This window comes from Halosimplex rarum (assembly GCF_047715405.1).
Taxonomy (GTDB): domain Archaea; phylum Halobacteriota; class Halobacteria; order Halobacteriales; family Haloarculaceae; genus Halosimplex; species Halosimplex rarum.
Genome location: NZ_CP180412.1, coordinates 3,700,590 through 3,727,115 on the forward strand (window position 1 = coordinate 3,700,590; position 26,526 = coordinate 3,727,115).

Sequence of the window (26,526 nt, forward strand, 5' to 3'; positions counted from 1 at the left end):
CGGCGGCTACGTGCCCTCGCCCGCGCGGGCGAGTACGTGCTCGCGCAGGTCGGCCGGCGAGTCCGCGACGTAGTCCGCGGCGCTCCGGTCGGTCTCGTCCGCGCTGCCGTGGCAGAAGCCGACGACGTGCATCCCTGCGCGGCTCGCTGATTCGATCCCGTGGACGGAGTCCTCGACGGCGACTGCGTCGGCGGGGTCGACCCCGATCTCACTCGCGGCGTGTTCGTAGACGGCGGGTTCTGGTTTGCCCGGGCCGTCCAGCGCGTCGGCGCTGATCACCGCGTCGAACTCGAGGTCGAAGCGGTCGAGGACGAGGTCGATCCAGTCGTGGGGCGACGAAGAGACGAGCGCGATGGTCACGCCGCGCTCGTCGAGCGCCGCGAGCAGGTCGTCGGCGCCGTCTAACAGGCGCACCTCCTCGCCGTAGATGGTCGTCGCGGCCTCGTCGTACCACCCGAGGAACGCCGCTCGTTCCATCTCGATCTCGTAGGTCTCGACCAGGTAGTCGTAGATCTCCCGGTAGTTCATCCCCGTGATCTCGTCGAGATCGAGGTCTTCGAGGCCGATCCGCGGGAGGAGGTCGTCCCGTTCGTGAGGGTGCCAGTAGTCTTCCGAGTCGACCAGCACTCCGTCCATGTCGAAACAGACCGCGTCCATGACTCGTGGTCTCGCGGGTCTGTGGAGTGTCTTTTGGAGGGCCGTCGCGTTCCGGCTATCACGGCGAACAGTGCCGGCCGAAACACGTGACCGGGTCCGGACGCTCCCGCGCTGTTCGCGGCGGCGGTGTTGGCGACTTAACGGCCACTTTCGACCCGTGATCGCAGGTGCTTTCAGCGCAGACGGGTACCGATGACTCATGCAAGCGACGCTCTCGGGTGACGCTGTGCGGGCGGGGGACCAGGCCCGCGAGCGATTCTACGACTCCAGCGGGTACGGCCACCCCGTCGACGCCGGCGCGCTCGAACTCGCGCCCGTCGAAGCGGCCCACCTCCTCTACCGCGGCGACCTCGACGCCGTCGAGGGGCCGGACGGCGAAGCGATGGACTTCCGCGCGTTCCTCGCTTCCGCGGCCGTCTCGGAGACCGCCTTCCTCGTCTACAAAGACCTGCGCGACCGCGGGTTCTACCTCTCGCCCGCCCGCGCGGGGTGGACCGATTCGGCGGCCGCCCGGAGCGCCATCGACGACCCCGCGGTTGACTTCGTCGTGTACCCTCGGGGCTCGGGGCCGTGGGACGACGAGGTGGCCTACCGCGTCGCCGTCGTCAGCGAGCGCGAGGACGTTCCGTCGTCAGATCTCGGCGACCTCGTCCTCGCCGTCGTCGACGAGGAGAGCGAACTCACCTATCTCGAGACCGAGCGGCGGGACGTCTCGGGGACGAGCGACGCCGATCTGCACGAAGGCGTCTCGGGCGAACTGCTGTCCGACCGCGTCCTGTTGTGGGACCCCCCGGACGCCATCTACGACCGCGGGTTCTACGGACAGCCCCTGGACGACCAGCGCGGCGACGTCATCCAGCTCTCGCTCCTCGAAGCGGCGTATCTCGCTCGCGAGGGGGTGCTGGTGGTCGACGGGGGCACCGAAGCGGTCGTCGCGCGCGGCCGCGAGGTCGAGGGCGAGCGATTCGACCGACGCCTGCGCGTCTACGAGTCGTTGCGCGACCGCGGCGTGGTCCCCAAGACCGGCTACAAGTTCGGCGCCGACTTCCGGACCTACGCCGACGTACAGTCGGTCGAGGACCTGGGCCACTCCGAGCTGTTGGTTCGGGTGTTCCCCGCCGGACACACCTTCTCGCCGCGGGACCTCGCGCTCGACGTCCGGCTGGCCCACGGCGTGCGGAAGACGATGATGTTCGCGCTCGTCGGCGACGACGGCGCGGCCGGCGGCGGCGACGTCGAGTGGCTCTCGGTGACCCGGCTGACGCCGTGAGTCCCTCGATCGGTCTGCTCTGAGTCGCCCTGTCCCGGCCGACAGCACGCGCTATCGCGGCTGAATCCTCGATCCACTACTTCGGCACGTACACCAGCGGGTGGTGACGCCACGCCCACCGCACGTCCGGCTTGTCGACGACCGACCAGACGCTCTGGGGCCAGGTGCCCAGCGCGTCGTGGATCCGCTCGTAGGACAGCAGGTTCTCGCCGTCGAGCAGGAGCCTGAATCGCTCCTCGAAGCGGTCGGCGTCGAACTGGGAGTCCTCGCCCAAGAACTCGTCGGGATTGTCGGCCATCCGCTGCCAGTGGGCGCGGGCGAGCCGGTTCTGGTAGTTGAAGACCAGATACCCGCCGGGGGCGACCGCGTCGTACATCGCGCGCAGCGCGTCCTCGATCTCGCGCACGTAACAGAGCGTGAAGTACGAGAAGACGACGCCGAACTCCCGGTCGGGGTCGAACGCCGGGAGGATCGTCCGCTCGAAGGCGACGTTCTCGACGCCGTCCTCTCGGGCGCGCTCGCAGTTTTCCTCCAGAACCGGTTCGGCGGCGTCGTAGCCGACGACGCGGGTGTCGGGATAGCGGTCGGCGACCGCGAAGGCGACGTGGCCGGGGCCACAGCCCACGTCGGCGAACGCGTCGGGGACGCCGGTCTCGTCGAGGAACGCCGCGACGGCGTCGGTCGCGTGGTGGGCGCTCGGGCCCGCGTCCGCGCGGTCGCGCGCGTCGGCGTCGGTCCAGAAACGGTGCCAGTCGATTGTATCGTCGTGAGTTGCGTCGCTCATGGAGTCGAAATCGTCCGCCAGTCGTCCGCAGCGATACCGCAGTCCGATCGGCCGTTAGGTCAGGTCGGCCCGCCCGACCGCCCGCTCTCGGCGTCGTCGAACTCTCCGCCCTCGTCTTCGGATTCGTCGGTGTCGTCCGTCTCCGATCCGTCGTCCGCCGGGAAACCGTAGGGTGCGTGCACTGTCATGTGGGGGTGCCGTGACTGGTCGCCGTGCGGTGCGTCCGTACCCGTCCGACCGAGAGACCTCGCTACTCCCGGGAAACTACCGTAGCTGGTGCTCCCGAATAAAACTTACTACTTCGATTAAGTTTACTCTTCACTTACAACTTCACACGCCCGGGATTTAAAACTTGCGGCGGTGGCGTCTCCAGGAGGGAGTCGGCGCCTCGGCGCGGACGGAGCGAGGTGGGCAAAGCGAACGGTATTAGTGCGTGTCGGCGCGAGTGTATCGCAATCGATGACAGCCGATTCGCCCGATTCTGACTTCGAAGACCTGGGGCCGGAGGGCGTCGTTACCGACGGAGGGGTCGACGCCGAGGGGGCCGACGACGTGGCGCTGGACCCGTGGGGGTCGGCCACCGTCTCGGACTACCGGAAACTGTTCGCGGAGTTCGGCATCGAGGAGTTCGACGAGTTGCTCCCCGAGGTCCCCGACCCGCACTACCTGATGCGCCGCGGTGTCATCTTCGGCCACCGAGACTACCGCCCCGTCGCCCGCGCGATGCGCGAGGGCGAGGACTTCGCCGCGCTCTCGGGCTTCATGCCCACCGGCGACCCGCACATCGGCCACAAGCTCGTCTTCGACGAGATAATCTGGCACCAGCAGCAGGGCGGGGACGCCTACGGCCTCATCGCGGACCTGGAAGCTCACAGCGCCCGCGGGCTCACCTGGGACGAAATCGACACGCACGCACGCGACTACGTCCTCTCGCTGCTCGCGCTCGGGTTCGACCCCGAGGAAGGGGAACTCTACCGACAGTCTACCAATCGCGACGTGCAGGATCTGGCCTTCGAACTCGGCGTCGAGGCGAACTTCTCCGAACTGCAGGCGATCTACGACTTCGACGGCGAGACGGACGTCTCGCACATGCAGAGCGTCGTCACGCAGATGGCCGACATCCTCTACCCACAACTCGACGAGCCCCGACCCACCGTCATCCCCGTCGGTCCCGACCAGGACCCGCACATGCGGCTCGCCCGCGACCTGGCGGCGCGGATGCGCTACTTCCGCGTCACCGAGGCCTTCGCCGGCTTCGAGGTGGGCGAGGAGGACGAGCGCGACCTGCTCGGTGCGGTGTACGAGTCGCTGGACGAACCCGCCGACGACGCGCTCCGCTGCGAGGACGCTGCCGAGGCCCTGCGCGCGGACCGCGCGGACTACGAGTCGGCGGGCTACGACGCGGCCACCGTCGAGGGGGTCCTCACCAAGCTCGAAAACGCCGGGATGGAGCCGATCCGCCGGCGGACTCGCTTCCTCGGACGTAACGCCACCGACGAGGCCTTCGACGCGCTGATCGAGGCCGTCGACGGCGAGAAGCGCGTCTACGACGAGCACGTCGACGCCTTCGACCTCTCGCGCGCCGAAGCCGAGGACCTCGCCCGCGAGATCGAGGTCGACCACGGCGGCTACGGCTTCCGCGCCCCCTCCTCCATCTACCACCGGTTCATGACCGGCCTCACCGGCGGCAAGATGTCCTCGTCCGTTCCGGCGTCGCACATCTCCCTGCTCGACGACCCCGAAGACGGCTACGACAAGGTGAAGGCGGCGACCACGGGCGGCCGCGAGACCGCCGAGGAACAGCGCGAACTCGGCGGCGAGGCCGACGAGTGCCCGGTGTACGAGCTGTACGCCTACCTGCTCGCGGGCGACGACGACGAGTTCGCGACGGAGGTCTACGAGGAGTGCGTCGGCGGCGAGCGGTTGTGTGGCGGGTGCAAGGAGCAGGCCGCCGAGCTCATGGCCGAGTTCCTCGAAGACCACCAGGACGAACGCGAGGATTGGGCCGAGAAACTCGACGACCTGGACATCGATCTGGACGTGGCCGCCGACCGCCGCGGATAAGGCGCGGGGGCCGGACGCAGGCGCGGTTATCCGTCGATCTCTATCTCGATCGGTTCGGACGTGGGTTCGACGCGGATGTCGTCGAACCGTCCGCTCAGGCGCCAGCTGGCGACGGCGCCGAGGCTCCCGAGCGCCATCCCGACGCGGACGCCGGCGTCTCGGCCTTTCAGGAGTCGACCGAGGACGTAGCCGACGAGGAAGTTCGTCGCAAACGTGAACAGGGCGCTGCGAATGCGGTCCATACCCGCCCTTTGCGGTCGGTCCCCATAGACGTTGCCACGGCGGCGCGGCGGCGAGCGTCCGAACCGTCGAGTCCGGAACGCTTTTCGGCGGCGGTGCGGATCAGTGACGTATGGCACCCGAACCCACGACGGGACGCATCGCCCGCAGACCCCCAGCGGCGCGGTCCGGGTTCGGGTTTTTCTTCGGCGCCTGACGGACGGCGGACGCCCGGGCCCGAACGGTCCGTGTCGAAGCGGACTCCGGTGGCCCCGGCGGAAACCGTCCACGCCGACCGGCGTCGATCCGCCCGATCGGCGCCGATCCGCGCTCCCCGCGCGCAGCCGTCCGTACCGACGCGCTCGGCGCAACAAGAATCGTTAACTGACGACCACGCAGATACAGCGACAACGAATGAAACTCCCGGAAACGCAGGTCGCCGTGCTCGAGGCCGCGAGCGCGGACGACCCCACACCAGTCGAACAGATCGCCGACGAGACCGGTGAGCAGGAGGCCGCCGTCCGCGGCGCCGCCTTCGACCTCGAAGAGCGAGGGCTGCTCACCGTCTCCGAGCGCACCGAGACCGATCTCGTGCTCACCGACGAAGGTGAGGAGTACGCCTACGAGGGGCTGCCCGAACACACCCTCTGGGTCGGCGCCCTCTCGAACGACGCCCACGAGGAGCCGATCGAACTCGGCCAGGCCCTCGGCCGCGGGGGCCTGGAGGACGACCAGGTCGAGATCGCCCTCTCGAACTTCGCCCGGAAGGGCATGGGCACTATCGACAGCGGGACAATCGAGGTCAACGAGGACTACGACCTCGAGGCCGACCCCGAGCGCGCGCTCCTCGAGACGCTGCGCGGCGAGGAGGGCGACGTCGACTCCGACGAGGTCGACGAGGAGGCCGTCGCCGGGCTCGAACGCCGCGGGCTCCTCGAGGAACGCGAACACACGGTCCTCGAGATCGCGCTGACCGACGAGGGCGTCACCGCCCTGATGGAGGGGCTGGAAGTCGCCGAGACCGTCGGGCAGGTGACGCCCGAACTGCTGACCTCCGGCGAGTGGGAGGAGGTCGAGTTCGCCGAGTACAACGTCGAGGCGGACGCCGAGACGGTCCACGGCGGCAAACCGCACGCGCTCCGTGAGATGTCCGAGCGCGTCAAGGACGTCCTCGTCGGGATGGGCTTCGAGGAGATGCAGGGCCCCCACGTCGACGCGGACTTCTACATCCACGACTGCCTGTTCATGCCCCAGGACCACCCGGCCCGGGACCACTGGGACCGCTTCGCGCTCGAAGAGCCCGCCCGAATGGACCGGGAGGACCTCCCCGACGACCTCGTCGAGGCCGTCGAGTCGGCCCACCGCAACGGCGTCGGCCCCGACGGCGAGGGGTACAACTCCCCCTGGGACGAGGACTTCGCCCGCGCGCTCGCCCTGCGCGGCCACACGACGAACCTCTCCGTGCGCCACCTCGCCGGCGTCGCCGAGGGCGACATCGAGCCGCCCCAGCGCTACTTCTCCATCGAGAAGGCCTACCGCAACGACACGCTCGACGCGACCCACCTGCTGGAGTTCTTCCAGATCGAGGGGTGGGTGATGGCCGAGGACCTGTCGGTCCGTGACCTCATGGGCACCTTCACCGAGTTCTACGAGCAGTTCGGCATCACCGACGTCGAGTTCAAGCCCCACTACAACCCCTACACGGAGCCGAGCTTCGAGCTGTTCGGCCGCCATCCTGAAACTGGGGAACTCATCGAGATCGGCAACTCGGGCATCTTCCGCCCGGAGATGCTCGAACCCCTGGGTGTGGAAGCCGACGTGATGGCCTGGGGGCTCGCCCTGGAGCGGCTGTTCATGCTCGCCACCGGCGCCGAGGATATCCGCGACGTCCACGGGACGCTCGTCGATCTCGACTTCCTGCGGAACGAGGAGGTGGTGTACTGATGCCCACCGTCGAGATCGATCCCGACGAGCTTCGCGAGCTGACCGGCCACGACGACAAAGACGACGACGCACTCCGCGAGGATCTCTTCGCGCTCGGCCTCGAATACGAGGGCGAGACCGACGACGGCGAGTTCGAACTGGAGTTCGCCCCCGACCGGCTGGACCGGCTGTCCGTGGAGGGCGTGGCCCGCTCGCTGCGCTACCAGTACGGCGACGACCGCGGCGTCTACGTCCCCAACACGAACGACGCCGAGTGGACGATCGAGGTCGACGCCGACGTGCCCGACGAGCGCCCGTACGTCACGGGCGCCGTCGTCCGCGGGCTCGACATGGACGAGGCCGCCCTGGAGTCGCTCATCCAGCTCCAGGAGAAGCTCCACGCGACGATGGGGCGCCAGCGCGCCAAGGGCGCCATCGGCGTCCACGACCTGACCATGCTCAAAGGCCAGGTCGCGGCCACCGGCGGCGAGAACACGCCCGAAGAGGAAGACGACCCGCGGACCGAGACCGCCTCCCCGGGCGGCAAATCCGTCAGGTACACGGGCATCGGCAAGCGCGAGGACACGTTCGTCCCGCTGGAGGAGAACCACGAGATGAACCCCCAGGAGGTGCTGATGGGCCACCACACCGCCCACAAGTTCGCCGACCTCGTCGAGAGCTACGAGCGGATGCCGGCCATCTACGACGACATCGGGCTGTTCTCGTTCCCGCCGGTGATCAACGGCAAGCGGACCGAGGTGACCACCGACTCCCGAGATCTCTTCATCGAGATGACCGGCACCGACCAGCGGACGATCGACCAGATGCTGTCGATCGTCTGCTACGCGCTCGACGCCCGCGGCGGCCGCGTCGAGGAGGTCGACGTCGAGTACGCCGACGACGCCTCCGGCGACTACGCCGGCCACACGCTCACCCGCCCGCTGTTCGAGACCAAGACCAAGACCGTCGCCCACAGCGACGTCGAGTCGACGCTCGGTATCGACCTCGACGGCGAGGAGGTCGTCGAACTGCTGGAACGGGCCGGGCTGGGCGTCGTGGCCGTCGACCCCGACACGGACACCGACGCCCTCACCTACGAGGTCGAGATCCCGCCCTACCGCGTCGACGTGCTCCACCCCGTCGACGTGATCGACGACGTGGGCCGCGCCTACGGCTTCAACGAACTCGAACCCCGTTACCCCGACGTCTCCACCGTCGGCGGTCGCCACGAGCGCTCCCGGCTGGAGCGAGCGGCCCGGACGGCTCTCGTCGGCCTCGGGTTCGAGGACCTGCTCAACTTCCACCTCATCAGCGAGGAGGCGAACTACGACCGCCTCGACGTCGAGCGGCCGGAACGGAGTTCCGGCGACGGCGCGAGCGGTGAGAACCGCGAGCGCGGCAGCGATGTGCTCGGGGCCGGCGACCCCGCCGTGATCCAGGAACCCTACAGCGAGGACTACGAGATCGTCCGGACCTGGGCGCTCCCCTCGGTGATGCTCGTCCTGGAGAACAACACCCATCGTTCCTATCCGCAGGACCTCTCTGAGGTCGGCTTCGCCGCCGAGCAGGACGGCGACGAGGCGACGAAGATGGCCGAGCGCCAGACCGTCGCCGCCGCGCTCGCCCGCCACGACGCCTCCTACGAGGACGCCAAGGGGCGCCTCCAGGCGCTCTGTCGCTCGTTCGACGTCGAACTCGCGACCCCGCCGACTGAGCACCCGTCGTTCGTCTCCGGCCGCACCGCCGACGTCGTCATCGACGGCGAGAAAGTCGGCGTCATCGGCGAAGTCCATCCGAAGGTGCTCGTCGAGTACGACCTGGAAGTGCCCGTGGCGGCCTTCGAGTTCGATCTGGACGCGCTTCGGGAGTAACTGGAACGCTTCTCGACGTTTTCGACGTTCTTTGCGGTGCGCGCTGTCGCGAGTCTTGTCTTCCTCGTGAACGAAGCGAACGAGGGTCAGCGAGAGCGGAGCTCTCGCCCGACGCGACAGTACCGTGCGAGGGATGAGTAGCGAGGAACCGAAGGTCCCTCGGGCCGTGCGGGCGACCCGCGGGTCGCCCGCACGACACCGCAATCGGTTGGGGAGGCGTGAGGCGCGGTGCAGTGGTTGATCCGGGTGGAACTGAAAGGGCTGTCCGTTCGAGGAAGGCCGGCGACGTAAGCACTGGACCGAGCGAAGCGAGGGAAGCGCGCAGCGAGCCGCCCGACTCGAACGGTCAGGGGCTTTCAACTCCTGATCAGGGATCGAAGAGCGCTGAAAGCCCCGACGTGGTCGGCGGCTGCGACTCGCTGTCTCCGAAAATCTCCGATTTTCGGGATGACGAGAGAGCTTCGCTCTCTCGAACCACGCTCCTCACTCCGTTCCGGTGCTTACGTCGTCTCGCTCGACGACCACGTCGCCCCTTTCATTCCCGGCCTGATCCACCACAGCACCGCGCCTCATGCCTCCCCAACCGACTGCGCGTCTCGCTCACTCCGTTCGCTGCGATGCTCATCCCTCGCACGGCTCCGCCTCGCGGCCCTCACGGTGTTCGGGCACGCTCGCCAGCGCGCGCCACCGCACTCGTCTCGTCACTCTCACTCATCGACTCCAGTCACTCACCCGTCCACGTACTCGATTCGGCCGTCGGGTTCGACTGTCAAATCGTCCACACCGCGGGCGTATTCGACGAACGCGCGGTACTGCAGGCCGTGAAACTCCCGAACGTCTTCGGGCCCGACGGTCTCGAACTCGTCGGTGTAGACGACGTAGCCGTTGGTCGCGAGCCGCAACTCCCGCTCCGGGCCCACCGGATCGCCGTCGAACGACACCTCCGTTTCGTCTGCGCGGCGGTCTCGCCGAATCTCGATCCCGGAAAACTGCCCGGTCCAGACCTCGCCGTCGCGGCCGTCGACGCCGTCGGGGTGGACGGATTCGTCGACAAGCGAGCGCAATTCGCTGCCCGAGACGGTGGCGACGAAGACGCCGGCCTCGAACGGGGCGATCCCCTGGAGGTCGGCGACGGTCACGTCGGGGCCGATGGGCGGGCCGTCCCGGAGTCCGCGCGTGTCGACGTGGACGACGTCGGCGTCGGCGACCCAGCGCAGGGCGTCCGTCGCGAGGGCGGCGAGCGCGCACTCGCCGCGGAGACAGCGGGCGCGCTCGCGCGACACGGGGTCGTCGACGGTCGCGACCACTTCCGCCAGGCCGGTGTCGGCCATGTGTTCGCGAACGGCGGCGGCCATCGTCTCGTCGAGTGGACCGTCGGGCACTGCGTGGCGAGTCGCGGCCGCCCCCTCGTCGGTCAGTTCCACGTCCCAGACGACGCGCCCGTTGGCGCCGGGGCGGACGAGGAGGGTACCGTCGACGCGGTCGCGGGTCACGTCGTGGACGTGGCCGGCCAGCACGGCGTCGGCGGCGGTTTCACGAGCGATTTCGCGGGCGACGGCGTCGCCGGTGTGCGCGAGGACGACCACCCAGTCCGGGTCCGCGTCGAGGTCCCCCACGGCCTCCCGGACGGCCACCACGGGATCGGTCACCTCGATAGCGCGGGAGAGCGCGAGGCCCGGGCCGCTCACGCCGACGAGGGTCACCCGCTCGCCGCCGCGCTCGACGACGGTCGCGGGGTCGACGCCGGCGAATCGCTCCCCGTCGACGCGGACGTTGGCGCTGACCCACGGGACCGCCGACTGTTCGACCACGTCGTGCGTCTCGGCCAGCGAGAAGTCGAAGTCGTGGTTGCCGAACGTCTCGGCGTCGGGTTCGACGCGCTCGAAGAACGGGAGGGTCTGACGGCCGCGCTCCTCGATGGCGAGCGCACCCGGCGCGAGTTCGTCGCCGGTGCCGACGACCAGCGTCTCCGGGCCGCGGCGGGCTTCGATCGTGCCGACGAGGCGGCCCACGCGCTCGGGACGGTCGAAGGCGTTCTCCAGATCGGAGTAGTGGAGGAGTCGCGGGGTCATCGTCGGGCTGTCACCCCGGGGGCCCCGCGGACCCCGCGTCCCCCGACTCGTCCAGCCGGCGTTCATACTTCGCCAGGGACGTCTCTAGCGCGGCCTCGGCGTCGATATCGAGGGCGTCGGCGGTCGCGAGCAGGGAGAACAGGGCGTCGCCGAGTTCGTCCTCGCTGACGGCCAGCTCGTCGGGGGCGGCGCCGTAGTCACTGGTCTTCGCGGCATCGGCGGCGATCTCGCCGATCTCGGCGGTCAGATCGAGGATCCGGTAGGCCGGGTCGGCGTCCATGTCGTGCTCGTCGACGAACGCGGCGACGCGGTCCTGGGCGTCCATGCGAGGCGGTTCGACCGTCGCTGGCATAACTCCGGTGGCGTCGGCAGGCCCGGGGCCGCCCGTAGCTATATCCCGCGACCGGGAGGATAGGGGGCCATGGCCGCAATCGAGGTCGAGGGGCTCACTAAGGACTACGGCGAGGTCCTCGCTAACGACGACGTCACCTTCTCTGTCGCGGAGGGCGAGGTGTTCGGCTACCTCGGCCCGAACGGTGCCGGGAAGACGACGACCATCCGGACGCTGATGGGGTTCCAGTCGCCCACCGACGGCGGTGCGACGGTGCTGGGCCACGACGTGACCGACGAAGCGGACCTGATCGCCGCGAAGCGGCGGATCGGCTATCTGCCCGCCAATCCCGCGTTCGACGAGGACGTGACCGGCCGGGAGATACTCGACCTCCACGGGGAGATCAAAGGCGAGCAGCGCCGTGAGGAACTCCTGGAGACCTTCGACCCGCCCGTCGACCGCAACGTCCGCGACTACTCGACGGGGAACGTCCAGAAGCTCGGCCTGGTCCAGGCGTTCATGCACGACCCCGACCTCGTCATCATGGACGAACCCACGAGCGGCCTCGACCCGCTCATGCAGCGGGCGTTCAACGAGTTCGTGGACGTCGAGAAGGAGCGAGGCCTGACGGTCTTCCTCTCCTCGCACGTCCTCAGCGAGGTCCGGCGTGTGTGCGACCGCGTCGGGATCCTCCGCGGGGGGCGCCTCGCGACGACCGAGCGTGTCGAGGACCTGCTGCACCGCACCGGAAAGTTCGTCCGTGTGCGCGTCGCGGGCGACGTCGGCGCGACCGCGTTCGACCTCGACGGCGTCCACGACGTGTCCTGCAGCACGACCGCCGAGAGATCCGCGTCCGGCGCCGACAGCGGGGATTCGACCGTCGATGCTCCGGCGGATGCCGATCCAGCGAGCGACCCTTCGGCCGGCGACGTTCCGCTGGACGGCGACCGCTCGCCGGTCGACGGCCCGGTCACGGAGTGTACCTTCACGTTCACCGGGGACGTGAACGCGCTGCTCGACCGCCTGGGCGAATTGACGCTGATCGACCTCGACGTCGAGGAGGCGCCGCTCGAAGAGGTCTTCATGCGGTTCTACGGGGGTCCCGATGCTTGAGATCGCCCGCTACGAGGGGCGCCACCGCATCCGCGGGGCAGCGGTCGCGACCGCTGCACTCAGCGCGTTCGCGCTTCTCTACATCTTCGTCTACCCCACGTTCGCCGAGAGTCTGGGATCCGACATCGATCAGTTACTCGAAGCCTATCCCGAGGCGCTCTCGAAGGCCTTCGGCGTCCAGTCGCTCGCGACCATGGAGGGGTATCTCGCCTCCGAACTCTACACCTTCGGCTGGCTGCTGATCGTCGGTCTCTACTTCGCGTACGCCGCGGCGTCGCTGATCGCCGCCGACGTCGAGCGCGAGCGGATGGACATGCTCCTCTCGCTGCCGGTTTCGCGCGCTCGCGTCGTGCTCGAACAGTTCGCCTCCCTCGCTGTGCCGCTCGTCGCGCTCTCGGCGGTCGTTCCCGTGGTGGTCGTCCTCGGGACCGCCGCGGTCGACTATCCGGTCCCCGCTGCCGACGTCGCGGTGCTGCACCTCCTCTCGCTTCCATATCTGACGACCTGCGCCGGCATCGGGCTGGTCGCCTCCGTGATCTTCGACCGCGCGAGTCTCGCCCAGCGCGCCGCAGTGGGCGTTCTCGTGGCCCTCTTCTTCGGCGAGTCGCTCCTGACCGGCACCGACTACGAGGCCGCCGGCGCCGTCTCGCCGACGCGCTACGTCGACCCCAACGCCGTCCTCCGGGAGAGCGAGTACGCGGTCGCCGACGCGCTTGTCCTCGTCGTCGCGACGCTCGCGCTCGTCGGTCTCGCAGTCGTCATTTTCCGACGGACGGACATCGAGTAAGCGGCGGCCGACGGGTCTCGCTCGCGACTCAGTCCAGGTCCGCGCCGACGGCGTCCTCGACCGAGTCGAAGCCGTCGCGCGCCAGCAGGTCGAGCAGGCCGCGGTTGATCTCGCGGGCGATCGACGGCCCGCGGTAGAGGAAGGCGGTGTACAGCTGGACGACGCTGGCGCCCGCGCGGATCTTCCGGTAGGCGTCTTCGGCGGTGGCGACGCCGCCGACACCGATCACAGGCACGTCGACCCGCTCGGCGACGAAACGCGTCGTCTCCGTCGCGCGCGCCTCGATCGGCGCGCCGGAGAGCCCGCCGGTCTCGACGCGGTTGGGGCTCCGGAGCGTGTCGGGACGCTCCGTGGACGTGTTCGTCGCGACGACGCCGTCCAGCCCGAGTTCGGTGACCAGATCGAGCGTGTCCGTGATGGCCGGCTCCGGCAGATCCGGCGAGAGCTTGACGAGCAGCGGCGCGGCCCCCGCGTCCTGGAGTTCGGTGAGGATGGCCGTCATCGCCTCGCGATTCTGCAGCTCCTCGAACCCCTGGGAGTTCGGACAGGAGACGTTGACGACGAAGAAGTCGCCCCCGGCGGCGACTTCTTCGTAGGTGGCCCGGTAGTCCGCGGGCGCGCCCGCGGTGTCGACGTGTTCCGACTTGGCGATGTTCACGCCGACGGGGACCGGCGCGTCCAGGTTCGCGAGGCGCCGACCGACGGTCGCGGCGCCGTCGTTGTTGAGACCCATGCGGTTGATGACGGCGTCGTCCTCGCGGAGTCGGAACATGCGCGGGCGCGGGTTGCCCGACTGTGGGACGGCGGTGACGCCGCCGACCTCGACAAAGCCGAAGCCCAGCGCGGCCAGCCCGCGGGCGGCTTCGGCGTTCTTGTCGAAGCCGGCGGCCACCCCGACCGGGTTGGGGAACGACTGGCCGAACGCGTCGACGCGCAGGCGGTCGTCGTCGACGGCGTAGTGGCGCGCGAGCGCCCGACCGAACGGGCGCGTTCCGGCGAGCCTGACGGCGCCGTGGCCGAGGGTGTGGGCGGTCTCGGCCGGGAGTGAGAACAACAGTGGTTTGGCGATGTCGTAGGCGTGCATGTGTGGAGGCCCCGGAAGCGGGGCTGGACCGGCCCGGGGTCAGAACTCGTGTTCCACGTCGTCCGGGTCGGCTTTCTGAATGATGATCTTGTTGTCGCGGACCCGGACGAACACCTCGTCGCCGATCTCCATCCCGGCGACTGCCAGCTCGTCCTCGTGGATGTTGATGTGGACGTTGTGGTACTCGCCGTCCTCGTCTTTGGCGCCACTCGGGCTGAGCTTCTTCTTTCGCACCATCGCGCTATCCTATTCGGCCCTTCGCCGCAGGATGCACTTAAGTCTACCGTGCGCGCCCGGGTGTCCGCCCGAACGTCGGCCGCGAGGCCTGTCGATCGGCGCGCGCGAGATTAATTCCCGTCACTCGACCCGGAAATCTGGGCCGGTTCGACCGGGTCGCGCGGTCGTTTCGGTCCGCGTATATAAACGAACCGCCAGCACGCGCCGCGATCCGGGGGTATTTTTATAATGAATCATGTGCTGGGTTCGCATGGAGCGGTCGAATCAATGGCACCCGACAGCGATAAGCGCAACTTCGCGCTCAGGACGGAGAACGGCGAGGAAGACAGCGTCTTTTCGGGGAACACACCTCGGCAGGCGGCACTGAAGGCCGCGCGGCGACTCAGCCCGGCCAGCAGCGAGGAGGCGGCGGATCGGGAGTCGATCCGGCTACGGGAGAAAGGCACCCACAAGGTGCACGTCTACGAGGGCTGGTCCTGGAAGGAATCACCGCCGGACGTCGACATGAACGAGTGGGACGCAGACGACCCCTCAGACGTCTGGATGAACGAAGTCGACGAGATCACGAAGGCCAACGTGTCGAAACAGGGCGTCGAGCACCTGGACGAGATTTGAGTCGGTCAGGCGGTCACTCCTCTCCGAGTACCCTCCTCGACGCATCGCTGCCGAGCGGCAGGTGCCGGCGCGGACACTCGTCCGCGTGCGTGAACTACATAGGGATCGGCCACCGAGCGACACACGCGTGGCTTCCACTCGGCCGGACCGAGCGCGCGACGCGCGGGATGACCGGCCGCTCTCCTTCCACGCGACATTCCGACCCGGGAGCGGTGCCGCCGTGGGCCCCGTTCTCCTGTGATCCCGTCCCATGAAACCCCGTGACGAAGCGGGTGCCGATCCGACGGCCTTAAGTAAAACACCCCCATCGAATCTGGTACGAAGCGGCGCGGGGCACACGACCCCGCCGGGCCCTCGGACGACCGAACGGCCCGGTCGGGTTGCGGTAACCCGCCCGTCGGACCCGTCTGATGCCGAAGGCGTTATATATCGCCGTCGGCTTAGATCAGGGTCCGAAGGAATGAGGATTCCACCCCTGCGGTCCGCCGTACAGATGGAATCTGATGTTAGCCCTGGTAGTTCGGTGATACCCGGTCTGTGACCGTGTGTCGCCGGACGCTACACGACGATAGCGATAGAGATCACACTCATTACGAGTGTGTTCCCGCCTAACCCCCCTGCTCTGCAGGGGACATTCCGGTTGATCCTGCCGGAGGCCATTGCTATCGGAGTCCGACTTAGCCATGCTAGTTGCACGGGTTCAGGCCCGTAGCAAATAGCTCAGTAACACGTGGCCAAACTACCCTACAGACCGCAATAACCTCGGGAAACTGAGGCTAATAGCGGATACAGCTCTCAGGCTGGAGTGCCGAGAGCTGGAAACGTTCCGGCGCTGTAGGATGTGGCTGCGGCCGATTAGGTAGATGGTGGGGTAACGGCCCACCATGCCGATAATCGGTACAGGTTGTGAGAGCAAGAGCCTGGAGACGGAATCTGAGACAAGATTCCGGGCCCTACGGGGCGCAGCAGGCGCGAAACCTTTACACTGCACGACAGTGCGATAGGGGGACTCCGAGTGCGAGGGCATACAACGCCCTCGCTTTTCTGCACCGTAAGGTGGTACAGGAACAAGTGCTGGGCAAGACCGGTGCCAGCCGCCGCGGTAATACCGGCAGCACGAGTGATGGCCGATTTTATTGGGCCTAAAGCGTCCGTAGCCGGCCGAGCAAGTCTGTTGGGAAATCCACGCGCCCAACGCGTGGGCGTCCAGCGGAAACTGTTCGGCTTGGGGCCAGAGGACTCGAGGGGTACGTTCGGGGTAGGAGTGAAATCCTGTAATCCTGAACGGACCACCGATGGCGAAAGCACCTCGAGAAGATGGACCCGACGGTGAGGGACGAAAGCTTGGGTCTCGAACCGGATTAGATACCCGGGTAGTCCAAGCTGTAAACGATGCTCGCTAGGTGTGCCGCAGGCTACGAGCCTGCGCTGCGCCGTAGGGAAGCCGAGAAGCGAGCCGCCTGGGAAGTACGTCCGCAAGGATGAAACTTAAAGGAATTGGCGGGGGAGCACTACAACCGGAGGAGCCTGCGGTTTAATTGGACTCAACGCCGGACATCTCACCAGCACCGACAATGTGCAGTGAAGATCAGGTTGATGACCTTATTGGAGCCATTGAGAGGAGGTGCATGGCCGCCGTCAGCTCGTACCGTGAGGCATCCTGTTAAGTCAGGCAACGAGCGAGACCCGCGTCCGTAATTGCCAGCAGCACCCTTGTGGTGGCTGGGTACATTACGGAGACCGCCACGGCTAACGTGGAGGAAGGAACGGGCAACGGTAGGTCAGCATGCCCCGAATGTGCTGGGCAACACGCGGGCTACAATGGCCTGGACAGTGGGTTACAACACCGAGAGGTGGCGTTAATCCCCTAAACCGGGTCGTAGTTCGGATTGAGGGCTGAAACTCGCCCTCATGAAGCTGGATTCGGTAGTAATCGCGTGTCAGAAGCGCGCGGTGAATACGTCCCTGCTCCTTGCACACACCGCCCGTCAAATCACCCGAGTGGGGTCCGGATGAGGCTCGGATACCCGAGTCGAATCTGGGCTCCGCAAGGGGGATTAAGTCGTAACAAGGTAGCCGTAGAGGAATCTGTGGCTGGATCACCTCCTACTGACCGGGACTGGGGCGACGCCCCAGCCCACACGTAGCGTCCGCCGACCGTTCGCAGTCCGGGCACCTACGAACTACCAGGGCTAACACGGGCCCATAGCTCAGCGGCAGAGCGCCGCCTTTGCAAGGCGGAGGCCCTGGGTTCAAATCCCAGTGGGTCCATGTCACGTACGGCGGTTCGAACCGTGTCCCTTAAGTGGGGCACGCCGTTCGAATCGTAGTACGAAGACCGGTGCACCATCCCGTGTGAACGCGGATGGGAAGGGTCGATGCAGACACCACCTCACTCGTGGGTGTGCAAATGAGACTGTGTGTACGTGCGATCCAGGCGTCCACTGGACTCGTTCATCGAGTCCAACGATGACGTAGGAGATCCATCCGGATCTCCACACATTCGGAGGTCCCTCACCGGACCTCCACATTGAAGGTCCTCACCGGACCTTCTCCACTAACGTGGCTGCTATGCCACCTGGTGAATAGCTCGGCTCGAGTGCCGACGAAGGACGTGCCAAGCTGCGATAAGCCTGCGGGAGCTGCATGGAAGCGAAGAACGCAGGATGTCCGAATGGGAATCCCCACCGCAATTGCTTCGCGCAATGGGGAACGCCGGGAATTGAAACATCTTAGTACCGGTCGGAAAAGAAATCAACCGAGATATCGTCAGTAACCGCGAGTGAACGCGATACAGCCCAAACTGAAGGCCTCACGGCCAATGTGGTGTATTGGGCCGGCTTGCATCGTCGGATCGTTTCTGTGAAGTCTCCTGGAACGGAGCGCGATACAGGGTGAAAGCCCCGTAACAGAAACCAGTACGACGTGTGCCGGTTCCGGAGTAGCGGGGGTTGGAAATCCCTCGTGAATACAGCAGGCATCTACTGCTAAGGCTAAATACTCCTCGAGACCGATAGCGAACAAGTAGCGCGAGCGAACGCTGAAAAGTACCCTCAGAAGGGAGGCGAAACAGGGCTTGAAATCAGGTGGCGATGGAGCGACGGGGCACGAAAGGTCCCGTGGAAAACGACCTATCCGCGAGGATACAGTAGGACCCACGGGAAGCCGGTGTTCCGTCGTACGTTTTGAAAAACGAACCAGGGAGTGTGTTTGTTTGGCGAGTCTAACCCGTTCATCGGGGAAGGCATAGGGAAACCGACATGGCCGCAGTGCTTTGCACCAGGGCCGCCGTGTTCAAGCGCGGGGAGTCAAACTGACACGACCCGAAACCGGACGATCTACGCGTGGGCAAGACGAAGCGTGCCGAAAGGCACGTGGAGGTCTGTTAGAGTTGGTGTTTTACAACACCCTCTCGTGACCTACGTGTAGGGGTGAAAGGCCCATCGAGTTCGGCAACAGCTGGTTCCGACCGAAAAATGTCGAAGCATTACCCCTGCCGAGGTAGTTCGTGGGGTAGAGAGACTGATTGCGCGGACCGCCCTCGAGAGAGGTCGGCCGTGCTGTCAAACTCCGAACCTACGAACGCTGTCGACGCAGGGAGTTCGGTGCGCGGGGTAAGCCTGTGTACCGTGAGGGAGACAACCCAGAGTCGGGTTAAGGTCCCCAAGTGTGGACTAAGTGCGATCGAAGGTGGTCTCAAGCCCTAGACAGCCGGGAGGTGAGCTTAGAAGCAGCTACCCTCCAAGAAAAGCGTAACAGCTTACCGGCCGAGGTTTGAGGCGCCCAAAATGATCGGGGCTCAAGTCCACCACCGATACCTGACCACGCCCGTAAGAGGGCGATTGTGTAGGTCGGCGTTCTGATCGGGTGGAAGCACGGCCGAGAGTTCGTGTGGACCGATTAGAAACGAAAATCCTGGTCATAGTAGCAGCGAAAGTCGGGTTGAAATCCTGACGGCCAAAAGGGCAAGGGTTCCTCAGCACTGTTCGTCAGCTGAGGGTTAGCCGGTCCTAAGATCTGTCGTAACTCGCACAGATCGAAATGGGAAACAGGTTAATATTCCTGTGCCACCGTCCACTCAAAGTCGACGCCCTGGGGTATACCGAGCCGGGCAATCGCCCGGTCGAACTGTCCAACTCCGTGGAAGCCGTAATGGCACGAAGCGGACGAACGGCGGAACAGAGAAATTCGGTTCAACCTGGGGCCCGTGAAAAGACGAGGACGGTGTCCGTACCGAGCACCGACACAGGTGCCCATGGCGGAGAAAGCCTAGGCCTGTCGGGAACAACCGGCGTTAGGGAATTCGGCAATCTAGTCCCGTAAGTTCGCGATAAGGGATGCCTGCCCCGGGAAGGGGCAGGTCGCAGTGACTCGGAGGCTCCGACTGTCTAGTAACAACATAGGTGACCGCAAATCCGCAAGGACTCGTACGGTCACTGAATCCTGCCCAGTGCGGGTATCTGAACACCTGGTACAACAGGACGAAGGACCCGTTAACGGCGGGGGTAACTATGACCCTCTTAAGGTAGCGTAGTACCTTGCCGCTTCAGTAGCGGCTTGCATGAATGGATCAACGAGAGCCTCGCTGTCCCAACGCTGGGCCCGGTGAACTGTACGTTCCAGTGCGGAGTCTGGAGACCCCCAAGGGGAAGCGAAGACCCTATAGAGCTTTACTGCAGGCTGTCGCTGGGACGTGGTCGCTACTGTGCAGAGTAGGTAGGAGCCGTTACACAGGTACCCGCGCTAGCGGGCCACCGAGGCACTCATGAAACACTACCCGGTAGTGACTGCGACCCTCACTCCTGGCGGAGGACACCGATAGCCGGGCAGTTTGACTGGGGCGGTACGCGCTTGAAAAGATATCGAGCGCGCCCCAAGTCCATCTCAGCCGTGTCGGAAACGCGGCGAAGAGTGCAAAAGCAAAAGATGGACTGACAGTGATCTTCCCAACGAGGATCGCTGACGTGAAAGCGTGGTTTAGCGAACCAATTCGCCCGCTCGATGCGGGCCATTGCTGACAGAAAAGCTACCTTAGGGATAACAGAGTCGTCACTCGCAAGAGTACATATCGACCGAGTGGCTTGCTACCTCGATGTCGGTTCCCTCCATCCTGCCCGTGCAGAAGCGGGCAAGGGTGAGGTTGTTCGCCTATTAAAGGAGGTCGTGAGCTGGGTTTAGACCGTCGCGAGACAGGTCGGCTGCTATCTATTGGGGGTGTCATTGGTATCTGACGGGAACGTCCGTATAGTACGAGAGGAACTACGGATGGTGGCCACTGGTGTACCGGTCGTCCGAGAGGGCGCTGCCGGGCAGCTACGCCACACGGGGTAACGGCTGAACGCATCTAAGCCGGAAACCCACCTGGAAAAGAGATACCGCCGAGGTCACTCGTAGAAGACGAGTTCGATAGACTCGGGGTGTACGCACCGAGGCAACGAGGTGTTTAGCCCGCGAGCACTAACTGACCGAAGCCACCAATCATAACCGCATTGTGACTCGACGGAACGAGTCCAGGCGCAATCTGGATCGCACGTATACACAGTCTCGGAGACCACCGATCGCAGGCCACGCGCGGTTCGATTCCGCGGATCGGCGTTAGGGCGGCCATAGCGGCGGGGTTACACCCGTACCCATCCCGAACACGGAAGTTAAGCCCGCCTGCGTTTCGGCGAGTACTGGAGTACGAGAGTCTCTGGGAAACCTGATTCGCCGCCTCCATTCATCTCCGGCCACATCCGGCCGGGCCCGTTACCCTCGACCAGTCTCAACGCTGGTCGAGGGTTTCTGTATTTAGTTCGGGAGTGCCGACAGTGTCGATCGGGCTCATGGGAGCGACCGACGGACGGGCCAGAATCCGATGGGCTTAAGCGACGCAGGCGGATACTGTCGAACGCGCCAAGGTGGCAGAGTCCGGCCGAACGCAGCGGCCTGCAGAGCCGCCCACCGCCGGTTCAAATCCGGCCCTTGGCTTATATTAGCGTGAAATCTGAACGGAGAGTGCCAACAGTAGACGCCTTCGCGGATTTCATAACTCCGTCTTGTGGACGTTGTTGACTCGCGTGACTCGTCCAAGAGCAATGAGGTGGTAGTTCGTGGATCACCCGATGTGTGTCGTCTACAACAGCGCGTACTGCCCATGAAGTAATTCTACCGCGGTATCGCGATTCACTGTGGCCGTTCCGGTGAACACGCCGGTAACAAATGCGTGCTCGTCGGGGCCTGATGGGTCTAGAACTGCCAACGTGCCCGTAGTGAGCCCGGGACCGGCTAAGAACAACCCGATGGAGAAGGGATGCCGAGAAACGCGAACGGTTCAGTCTCGACGAGTGCATCAGAGGCGTCGCCAGCGAAGACGTTCGCCTGGTTCTCACCGAGCGACAGTGATCGAACGTCGGAATCTGCGGCGAAGTCGATCCCATCGAAGTCCAACCAGAAGACGGTCGGTGAGAGTGCCGATTCGAAGTAATAGCGTCGGTCTCGGTGATCGGCGACCGTGCGCCAGCGCGTCGAGGAGATATGTGGTTCGTCCGGTGTACTGATGCCGTAGGGGACGGAGACGTTGCGGATCACGCCGAAAACGCTCGCCGTTGCGGTTCGTCGGTTCTGGGTCCGCGGTATCGCGTCCACGTAGAAACTCGCACGGGCGAATCGGTCGGCCGGCCGATTCGTCCCCGGTAGCATGACAGTTCCACCGATCTCCGACCAGTATTCGTCGAGCGCGAGTTGCTTGTCGAACGGTGGGGAGTTCGTCATCACCTGATACTCTCTTTCGTGATGGATCCGCAACTCGCCGTCGACGTACTCGAAGATGGCGCTGTCACCCGTAGCGTCCGAGACAGATAGGTGTAGGGTCGCGAACCGGCCTTCGTCCGGGATCTCGTCGGAGACGACGACGAAGTCTTCGTTCCGGTGGTTCTCGACGGCCTCGGCGACTGTCGCGAAGTTGTCGAGAACGTACTGTGCCCACAGGGAAATCGACAGTCCGGGCCTGTCACCGTTCCAATCGGGATAGTCGGATTCGGTGAGCCACAGGACGTTCGCAACTAGCCCCGCCTCGTTCATCCCGTCGGTTGTCGCGATGTCGTACGCAGACGCGACGACACTGCCGTACTCGGCGGTCCACTCCATCGAGGCCGAACCGACGTTGCCAGTTCGCTCCATTCCTCGTGGGAACACCCAGACGTTTGTTCCGATGTCGCTGTGCCAGTCCATCGACCGCGCAGTTAGTACGACGTCCTCGGGTCCGAGATACACCAGTCGCGTACACATCTACGGTCCCTCTCCCGGTCCCCGATCGTTGCATCGCAACGACATATTCAGATGGCACGTCGAGCAGAAGAATAAGTCCGATGTTGGAAAATTAATGCGTTCTCCCTGGGCGGCGAGTCGTCCTCCGAATTCGGAAGCGAACGTACGGCCTGATCGCCGGCGTGATCGACCTGGCCTACTTGATACACGATCTCGGGCAGAACCGATTCAGGAGGAAGGGACCGAAGAGCACGTGTCGGATACTCCGCCGGCGATCGAGGCTCGACCCACGACGACCGAGAACAGGAAGCCGATCGCCGCATGACACAGGAGATGCGGGAACGGAAGCAGCTGCAGCATCACCACGACCAGTGCGCGGAAATCCGTGGTACGCGAACACATTCGTGCGGCGGTTTCACCCCCTGGTTTCGGCGGAATTGGTAATCATTATACGCGGGGGCGCCCGACCACCCGGGTATGCAACGACGCGCCGCGGCGATATATTTCGTATTCTTCCTCGTCATCGGGGCCGGTGCGTACGGCCTGCTCCAGACGGCGGAAGAGCCGACCATCACCATGGAGGGCGACGCGTACACCGCGGGCGACACGGTGACGCTCGACGACCGCGAGTTCACCGTCGCCTCGGCGGACTCGGGGAGCGGCGAGCTCTCGTGGGTCAACGAGTCCGCGGTCATCTCGAACACGATCGACAACGGCTCTGAGGTGCCCGTGACTGACGTGCGCTGGGAGGACCAGTCCGCGCGCATGGAACAGACCTTCGAAGCCGGATCGACGGTCGAGTACAACGACAGCGAGTATCAGGTCAGCGTCAACGCGAGCGCCGGCACGTTCACCCTCACGCAGGCTGACGACGCGTCGATCAACGAGAGCTATGCCGCCGGTGACACGGTGAACTACCGTGGCAACGAGGCGACGGTGACGAGCGTCGACTCGGACGCGGCGACGATCGTCTGGGGCGGTCCGTACCAGCTTCTCGTGCAGACCGAGAACGTGTCCGACCCGACCGACGCGGTGTTCGTCGAGCAGCGTGACATCGGCGCGATGGTCGACGCGGACCCGGCACTGTACAACGAGACGATCACGCAGGACGGCATCGAGAAAGTCACCTACCGCGCGAACGACACCAACGTTCCGGTCGACGAGTACTTCCCGCCGGTCGAGCGCCACACGATCTCGGAAGGCGAGACGCTCGTCTACCAGGGCAACGAGACGGACATCGATGCGGTGTCCAACGAGAGCGTCGAACTGACGCGCCCGGGTGAGGTGACGAACTCCATCAGCTTCTCCGAGGGAGCCAACTTCACCGTCGGCGACGAGCAGTACTTCGCGCACTTCCAGGACAACTCCTCGGTCCTGCTGGAACAGACCGACGAGCGCTACCACGAGTACCGCGCGGAAGAGAACGAGATCGACTCGTACAACGACCGCGTCGTCGGCCTCTGGGGCATCGCGGAACTCAGTCTCCTGGCAGCCATCCTGCTGCTCGCGACCGCGTACCTGCCCGTTCGGGGCTGACTGCGGCGGGACGCGCGACGACTGCGGCCGATTTTCGCTGGATCTTCTTCAGAGACCGTAGCGGCGCGACTCTCGACGGTGACGCCCACAGAACTGATGACGGTGGCTGACGAGAGCGACTGACTGACGAGGAAAAGCGGCGGGACTCAGTCGGTTCGGCTGAGCCAGATCAGTAGCGCGCCGATGCCGGCGGTCGCGACGGCGCCGACAACCTGGATCGCAGAGGCGAGCATGTCGCCCTTGGTCGTCCACGGGGCGCCCGCAAGCGTTCCGAGAGCGACGAGCACCAGCAGGACGCCGACGGCGATGCCGACCGGCTCCAGCCGATCCGAGAAGCGGTTCGTGACGTTCATACTCGTCACCTCGCGGCTCACCGTGGTAAACTTCGTGGTTCGAAGTTCTCGTCAGTTCGACCGCTGGTCTCCGTCGGGCGTCCAGTCGGGAGCGTCCGCGCTCGAACCGGGTTCTGCCGTAGCATCGTCCGACTCCGACGTCTCGGCACGTTCCGAATCGCCGGCGATGTTGTCGGCGACCAGCTCGGCGAGCGGATCGATAGCGACGGAGAGGCGGGCCGCGACGACCACCAGTGGGACGAGCGCGAGCAGCAGGAACGCCACGTCGTAGGTCCAGCGGGCGCCGTCGAGCAGCGGCGTCACCGCCGGTGCCAGCCCGGCGTGGGCGACGAGGGCGGCGACGAGCACGACCAGCCAGTGGACGACTGCCGCGACGTGTTCGACGACCGCGGCCGGCCCGTCGAGCGCCAGTCGCGTCAGCGCCGCCAGTCCGGACGCCAGGTACAGCAGCAAGCCGACGACTGCCAGTGTCGCCAGCGCGCCGATGACAGCGGTCAGTGTCACGGGCGTCTCCGGGAGTAAGCGGTCCAGCCCGGGCAGCAGGGACGCGAGCAGGAGGACGAAGACGAGCGCGCCCGTCCCGAGGAGAACTTTGCTGGCCGATTCCACCGTCTCCGGTCCGACGGCGCTTCGGACGGTGTCTCTGTCGAGGTTCATGATTGCGTCCGATTCGACGCGCCGGGGCAGATTATAGGGCCCCGTTCGTGAGGCTGGATTTCGTCGAATTAAGGCGATTTAACGGCTGATTGTGGCTAATCGTTGTTGTGCACTCTCAAAATATCTGCTCGTGCCATCCGTCTATCTGGTAGTTCTCTGCCCAGTTGATGTTCGGTGACTGCTTTTCGGCTTCTTCCACACGGAGCCCCATCGTCGTCTCTGGCGCGTCAGCAACCGGGACGATGAACGTCTCTTCCATGTCAGGAGAGTACACTGCAAAATAATCGATGTCTCCGCTGTATCCCTCTTTCTCGACCTTTCGGGTAAGCGTTCCCGAACTCCGGGTCTCGAACTGAATCCGTCCATCTTCAAGTCGCCCAGTCTTGATCTGAATTCGGTGGAAGGTTCCATCTATTTCCACTACTACATCGTATCTTTCGTTGTCTCCGAAAGGCTCTAAGACGGTGATATCTCGCCGAATCAATTCATAGATGACAGCGGCTTCGCTTTTTTCGCCCCTTTCTTTCGGATCTGCGTCAGCCATGTCGCTTGGTTGATTGGATGCCTTTTAATGTTGGTCTTTACAGGTCCCATCGAAACAATGAGGACACGGGCGCCCGGTCTCTTCGTCCTCAACGTCCGTTCAGCGGGCAGCCACTCTAAGCCGTCGCTCGTACCGTTCGTGACGATTCCGCAAAAACGGGCCGGGAGGGAGTTGAACCGGAGCCAGAGGGTCCGGGCCTGCGGCCTCGCTCCGCTCGGCCGTTCCGGGCTGGCCCTGGCAGGGTTCAACTCCTTCCTGCCGGTTCACTCACCACCTCGTTATAACTCGGTGGCTCGTTACACGGGCCGGGAGGGAGTTGAACCCCCGACCATCTGGTCTCTCCCGCGGCCACGCGGATCGAACGCGTAGCCACGATAAAAGCCAGACGCTCTGCCTAACTGAGCTACCGGCCCTTCGTCTGTGATTGAGAGAGACTCGGGTTAAGACCTTACGATCACCCGCGCTCGAAGCGCCGTTCGAGCGCCGTCGCGACGATGTCGTCGGGCTCGACGTCTTCCAGCGCGGCGCGTCGGCGGAGTTCCCGGTAGATCTCCGGCGGGAGTTCCATCGTCAGTTCGCCGAGGGTGATCCCCTCCGCGGCGAGCGCCCGTTCGACGGGGACGCCGTCGTTGACGTCGCTGGCGACCGAACGGACCTGACGGACGGTCATATCGTGGTCGAGGACGGCCCAGGCGAGTTGGAGTCGGGCCGCGCCGGCGACGCGAGCGATGTGTTTGGCGGCGGTGGGTGCGATCTCGCCCATCGCGACGTGCTTGCGGATCGAGCGGGGGAGGTCGTGGACGCGGGACCACTTGCGGATGAACGCGACGGTGGCCTCGCCGCCGGCGCGCTCGGCGGCGGCCTTGTAGGAGCCTTCCCCGCGGACGAGGGCGGCGCAGGCCGCGGCGCCGCGGAGCATGAAGACGGTGTCGGCCTCGCCGGCGGCGTCGCTGGCGAACTGCCGGACGGTCTGGGCGGCGGTCTCGAGGCTCTCCGGGTCGTCGGGGTCGAACTCGACGGCCTCTTCGGGCCGCTGGCCGGTGACGCTCGGGTCGCCGCGGATGACTGGCGCGCCGACCGGCGACTCGCGGTCAGTCGGCGGCTCTCCTGGTCCCTCGTCGCTCATCACTCGCCTCTTCGGAATGGTGTGTCAAAAGGGTC

21 protein-coding genes, 3 tRNA genes and 3 rRNA genes are annotated in these 26,526 nt (G+C 65.5%); 13 read left to right on the forward strand and 14 right to left on the reverse strand.

Annotated features, from left to right (window positions below; all coding sequences use genetic code 11):
* Window positions 1-6: 6 nt before the first annotated feature.
* The gene (locus ACMGFH_RS17665; protein ID WP_415379790.1) at window positions 7-657 is read right to left on the reverse strand and encodes an HAD family hydrolase; all 651 of its coding nucleotides are present in this window, start codon (window positions 655-657) and stop codon (window positions 7-9) included.
* Between the two features lie 199 nt (window positions 658-856).
* Between ACMGFH_RS17665 and endA the strand changes: the two genes are divergently transcribed.
* A complete protein-coding gene (gene endA, locus ACMGFH_RS17670; RefSeq protein WP_415379791.1) occupies window positions 857-1,927 on the forward strand; it encodes a tRNA-intron lyase in 1,071 nt (356 codons plus the stop codon).
* Between the two features lie 76 nt (window positions 1,928-2,003).
* On the opposite strand, the gene ACMGFH_RS17675 is transcribed toward endA, so the two are convergent.
* Both ACMGFH_RS17675 and ACMGFH_RS17680 read right to left on the reverse strand, forming a co-directional pair.
* Window positions 2,004-2,711 carry a class I SAM-dependent methyltransferase gene (locus tag ACMGFH_RS17675; RefSeq protein WP_415379792.1) on the reverse strand — a complete coding sequence of 236 codons (708 nt, stop codon included), beginning with the start codon at window positions 2,709-2,711 and terminating at the stop codon, window positions 2,004-2,006.
* A gap of 59 nt (window positions 2,712-2,770) precedes the next feature.
* Window positions 2,771-2,899, reverse strand: a complete 129-nt coding sequence (locus tag ACMGFH_RS17680; RefSeq protein WP_415379793.1) for a hypothetical protein — start codon at window positions 2,897-2,899, stop codon at window positions 2,771-2,773.
* 271 nt (window positions 2,900-3,170) lie between these two features.
* Between ACMGFH_RS17680 and ACMGFH_RS17685 the strand changes: the two genes are divergently transcribed.
* A complete protein-coding gene (locus ACMGFH_RS17685; protein WP_415379794.1) occupies window positions 3,171-4,775 on the forward strand; it encodes a tryptophan--tRNA ligase in 1,605 nt (534 codons plus the stop codon).
* A gap of 26 nt (window positions 4,776-4,801) precedes the next feature.
* Here the strand turns inward: ACMGFH_RS17685 and ACMGFH_RS17690 are convergent, their stop codons facing one another.
* Window positions 4,802-5,017 (reverse strand): hypothetical protein, encoded by a 216-nt coding sequence (locus tag ACMGFH_RS17690; protein ID WP_415379795.1) that lies wholly within the window; start codon window positions 5,015-5,017, stop codon window positions 4,802-4,804.
* 391 nt (window positions 5,018-5,408) lie between these two features.
* On the opposite strand from ACMGFH_RS17690, the gene ACMGFH_RS17695 reads away from it, so the two are divergent.
* Together ACMGFH_RS17695 and ACMGFH_RS17700 are read left to right on the forward strand one after the other, a co-directional pair.
* Window positions 5,409-6,938, forward strand: a complete 1,530-nt coding sequence (locus ACMGFH_RS17695) for a phenylalanine--tRNA ligase subunit alpha (protein ID WP_415379796.1) — start codon at window positions 5,409-5,411, stop codon at window positions 6,936-6,938.
* The gene (locus ACMGFH_RS17700) at window positions 6,938-8,788 is read left to right on the forward strand and encodes a phenylalanine--tRNA ligase subunit beta (RefSeq protein WP_415379797.1); all 1,851 of its coding nucleotides are present in this window, start codon (window positions 6,938-6,940) and stop codon (window positions 8,786-8,788) included. The genes ACMGFH_RS17695 and ACMGFH_RS17700 overlap by 1 nt, the downstream gene beginning before the upstream one ends.
* A gap of 728 nt (window positions 8,789-9,516) precedes the next feature.
* Here ACMGFH_RS17700 and ACMGFH_RS17705 read toward each other — a convergent pair.
* Both ACMGFH_RS17705 and ACMGFH_RS17710 read right to left on the reverse strand, forming a co-directional pair.
* Window positions 9,517-10,860: a bifunctional metallophosphatase/5'-nucleotidase gene (locus tag ACMGFH_RS17705; RefSeq protein ID WP_415379798.1), complete on the reverse strand. Its 1,344-nt coding sequence runs from the start codon at window positions 10,858-10,860 to the stop codon at window positions 9,517-9,519.
* Between the two features lie 10 nt (window positions 10,861-10,870).
* Entirely contained in the window at window positions 10,871-11,185 is a 315-nt protein-coding gene (locus tag ACMGFH_RS17710) for a MazG nucleotide pyrophosphohydrolase domain-containing protein (protein ID WP_415379799.1), read from the reverse strand.
* Window positions 11,186-11,281: 96 nt separating this feature from the next.
* Here ACMGFH_RS17710 and ACMGFH_RS17715 point away from each other — a divergent pair, with 96 nt between their 5' ends.
* Window positions 11,282-12,304: an ABC transporter ATP-binding protein gene (locus ACMGFH_RS17715; RefSeq protein WP_415379800.1), complete on the forward strand. Its 1,023-nt coding sequence runs from the start codon at window positions 11,282-11,284 to the stop codon at window positions 12,302-12,304.
* Window positions 12,297-13,091, forward strand: coding sequence for an ABC transporter permease subunit (locus ACMGFH_RS17720; protein WP_415379801.1), 795 nt, complete (start codon window positions 12,297-12,299; stop codon window positions 13,089-13,091). The genes ACMGFH_RS17715 and ACMGFH_RS17720 overlap by 8 nt, the downstream gene beginning before the upstream one ends.
* 28 nt (window positions 13,092-13,119) lie before the next feature.
* Here the strand turns inward: ACMGFH_RS17720 and ACMGFH_RS17725 are convergent, their stop codons facing one another.
* Window positions 13,120-14,175 carry a quinone-dependent dihydroorotate dehydrogenase gene (locus tag ACMGFH_RS17725; protein WP_415379802.1) on the reverse strand — a complete coding sequence of 352 codons (1,056 nt, stop codon included), beginning with the start codon at window positions 14,173-14,175 and terminating at the stop codon, window positions 13,120-13,122.
* A gap of 39 nt (window positions 14,176-14,214) precedes the next feature.
* Complete coding sequence (locus ACMGFH_RS17730; protein ID WP_006882158.1) at window positions 14,215-14,412, reverse strand: hypothetical protein; 198 nt, start codon at window positions 14,410-14,412, stop codon at window positions 14,215-14,217.
* 267 nt (window positions 14,413-14,679) lie between these two features.
* Between ACMGFH_RS17730 and ACMGFH_RS17735 the strand changes: the two genes are divergently transcribed.
* From ACMGFH_RS17735 to ACMGFH_RS17760, 6 genes are all read left to right on the forward strand, one after another.
* The gene (locus ACMGFH_RS17735) at window positions 14,680-15,027 is read left to right on the forward strand and encodes a non-histone chromosomal MC1 family protein (RefSeq protein ID WP_415379803.1); all 348 of its coding nucleotides are present in this window, start codon (window positions 14,680-14,682) and stop codon (window positions 15,025-15,027) included.
* A 633-nt stretch (window positions 15,028-15,660) separates the two neighbouring features.
* Window positions 15,661-17,135: ribosomal RNA gene (locus tag ACMGFH_RS17740) — 16S ribosomal RNA — on the forward strand.
* A gap of 91 nt (window positions 17,136-17,226) precedes the next feature.
* Window positions 17,227-17,298 (forward strand) — tRNA-Ala (locus tag ACMGFH_RS17745).
* A 286-nt stretch (window positions 17,299-17,584) separates the two neighbouring features.
* Window positions 17,585-20,507, forward strand: a 23S ribosomal RNA gene (locus ACMGFH_RS17750).
* 116 nt (window positions 20,508-20,623) lie between these two features.
* Window positions 20,624-20,745 (forward strand): 5S ribosomal RNA (rrf, locus tag ACMGFH_RS17755).
* Together the 16S, 23S and 5S rRNA genes with 2 tRNA genes alongside form the textbook arrangement of a ribosomal RNA operon.
* A gap of 176 nt (window positions 20,746-20,921) precedes the next feature.
* Window positions 20,922-20,997: transfer RNA gene (locus ACMGFH_RS17760), tRNA-Cys, on the forward strand.
* A gap of 297 nt (window positions 20,998-21,294) precedes the next feature.
* On the opposite strand, the gene ACMGFH_RS17765 is transcribed toward ACMGFH_RS17760, so the two are convergent.
* On the reverse strand, window positions 21,295-22,296 hold the full coding sequence (locus ACMGFH_RS17765) for a linear amide C-N hydrolase (protein WP_415379804.1): 1,002 nt from the start codon (window positions 22,294-22,296) through the stop codon (window positions 21,295-21,297).
* A gap of 456 nt (window positions 22,297-22,752) precedes the next feature.
* On the opposite strand from ACMGFH_RS17765, the gene ACMGFH_RS17770 reads away from it, so the two are divergent.
* A complete protein-coding gene (locus tag ACMGFH_RS17770; RefSeq protein ID WP_415379805.1) occupies window positions 22,753-23,811 on the forward strand; it encodes a hypothetical protein in 1,059 nt (352 codons plus the stop codon).
* 146 nt (window positions 23,812-23,957) lie between these two features.
* Here ACMGFH_RS17770 and ACMGFH_RS17775 read toward each other — a convergent pair whose 3' ends face one another.
* From ACMGFH_RS17775 to ACMGFH_RS17795, 5 genes are all read right to left on the reverse strand, one after another.
* On the reverse strand, window positions 23,958-24,164 hold the full coding sequence (locus ACMGFH_RS17775) for a hypothetical protein (RefSeq protein WP_415379806.1): 207 nt from the start codon (window positions 24,162-24,164) through the stop codon (window positions 23,958-23,960).
* 51 nt (window positions 24,165-24,215) lie between these two features.
* Window positions 24,216-24,821, reverse strand: coding sequence for a hypothetical protein (locus ACMGFH_RS17780; RefSeq protein WP_415379807.1), 606 nt, complete (start codon window positions 24,819-24,821; stop codon window positions 24,216-24,218).
* 115 nt (window positions 24,822-24,936) lie between these two features.
* Entirely contained in the window at window positions 24,937-25,365 is a 429-nt protein-coding gene (locus ACMGFH_RS17785) for a group I intron-associated PD-(D/E)XK endonuclease (protein ID WP_415379808.1), read from the reverse strand.
* A 301-nt stretch (window positions 25,366-25,666) separates the two neighbouring features.
* Window positions 25,667-25,778 (reverse strand) — tRNA-Lys (locus ACMGFH_RS17790).
* A 41-nt stretch (window positions 25,779-25,819) separates the two neighbouring features.
* A complete protein-coding gene (locus ACMGFH_RS17795; protein WP_415379809.1) occupies window positions 25,820-26,491 on the reverse strand; it encodes a hypothetical protein in 672 nt (223 codons plus the stop codon).
* Between the last annotated feature and the right edge of the window lie 35 nt (window positions 26,492-26,526).

Bases quoted from the DNA above. Each gene is read 5' to 3' on its own strand.
- ACMGFH_RS17665 (WP_415379790.1), bottom strand. From the start codon at position 657: ATGGACGCGGTCTGTTTCGACATGGACGGAGTGCTGGTCGACTCGGAA.
- endA (WP_415379791.1), top strand. From the start codon at position 857: ATGCAAGCGACGCTCTCGGGTGACGCTGTGCGGGCGGGGGACCAGGCC.
- ACMGFH_RS17675 (WP_415379792.1), bottom strand. From the start codon at position 2,711: ATGAGCGACGCAACTCACGACGATACAATCGACTGGCACCGTTTCTGG.
- ACMGFH_RS17680 (WP_415379793.1), bottom strand. From the start codon at position 2,899: ATGACAGTGCACGCACCCTACGGTTTCCCGGCGGACGACGGATCGGAG.
- ACMGFH_RS17685 (WP_415379794.1), top strand. From the start codon at position 3,171: ATGACAGCCGATTCGCCCGATTCTGACTTCGAAGACCTGGGGCCGGAG.
- ACMGFH_RS17690 (WP_415379795.1), bottom strand. From the start codon at position 5,017: ATGGACCGCATTCGCAGCGCCCTGTTCACGTTTGCGACGAACTTCCTC.
- ACMGFH_RS17695 (WP_415379796.1), top strand. From the start codon at position 5,409: ATGAAACTCCCGGAAACGCAGGTCGCCGTGCTCGAGGCCGCGAGCGCG.
- ACMGFH_RS17700 (WP_415379797.1), top strand. From the start codon at position 6,938: ATGCCCACCGTCGAGATCGATCCCGACGAGCTTCGCGAGCTGACCGGC.
- ACMGFH_RS17705 (WP_415379798.1), bottom strand. From the start codon at position 10,860: ATGACCCCGCGACTCCTCCACTACTCCGATCTGGAGAACGCCTTCGAC.
- ACMGFH_RS17710 (WP_415379799.1), bottom strand. From the start codon at position 11,185: ATGGACGCCCAGGACCGCGTCGCCGCGTTCGTCGACGAGCACGACATG.
- ACMGFH_RS17715 (WP_415379800.1), top strand. From the start codon at position 11,282: ATGGCCGCAATCGAGGTCGAGGGGCTCACTAAGGACTACGGCGAGGTC.
- ACMGFH_RS17720 (WP_415379801.1), top strand. From the start codon at position 12,297: ATGCTTGAGATCGCCCGCTACGAGGGGCGCCACCGCATCCGCGGGGCA.
- ACMGFH_RS17725 (WP_415379802.1), bottom strand. From the start codon at position 14,175: ATGCACGCCTACGACATCGCCAAACCACTGTTGTTCTCACTCCCGGCC.
- ACMGFH_RS17730 (WP_006882158.1), bottom strand. From the start codon at position 14,412: ATGGTGCGAAAGAAGAAGCTCAGCCCGAGTGGCGCCAAAGACGAGGAC.
- ACMGFH_RS17735 (WP_415379803.1), top strand. From the start codon at position 14,680: ATGGCACCCGACAGCGATAAGCGCAACTTCGCGCTCAGGACGGAGAAC.
- ACMGFH_RS17765 (WP_415379804.1), bottom strand. From the start codon at position 22,296: ATGTGTACGCGACTGGTGTATCTCGGACCCGAGGACGTCGTACTAACT.
- ACMGFH_RS17770 (WP_415379805.1), top strand. From the start codon at position 22,753: ATGCAACGACGCGCCGCGGCGATATATTTCGTATTCTTCCTCGTCATC.
- ACMGFH_RS17775 (WP_415379806.1), bottom strand. From the start codon at position 24,164: ATGAACGTCACGAACCGCTTCTCGGATCGGCTGGAGCCGGTCGGCATC.
- ACMGFH_RS17780 (WP_415379807.1), bottom strand. From the start codon at position 24,821: ATGAACCTCGACAGAGACACCGTCCGAAGCGCCGTCGGACCGGAGACG.
- ACMGFH_RS17785 (WP_415379808.1), bottom strand. From the start codon at position 25,365: ATGGCTGACGCAGATCCGAAAGAAAGGGGCGAAAAAAGCGAAGCCGCT.
- ACMGFH_RS17795 (WP_415379809.1), bottom strand. From the start codon at position 26,491: ATGAGCGACGAGGGACCAGGAGAGCCGCCGACTGACCGCGAGTCGCCG.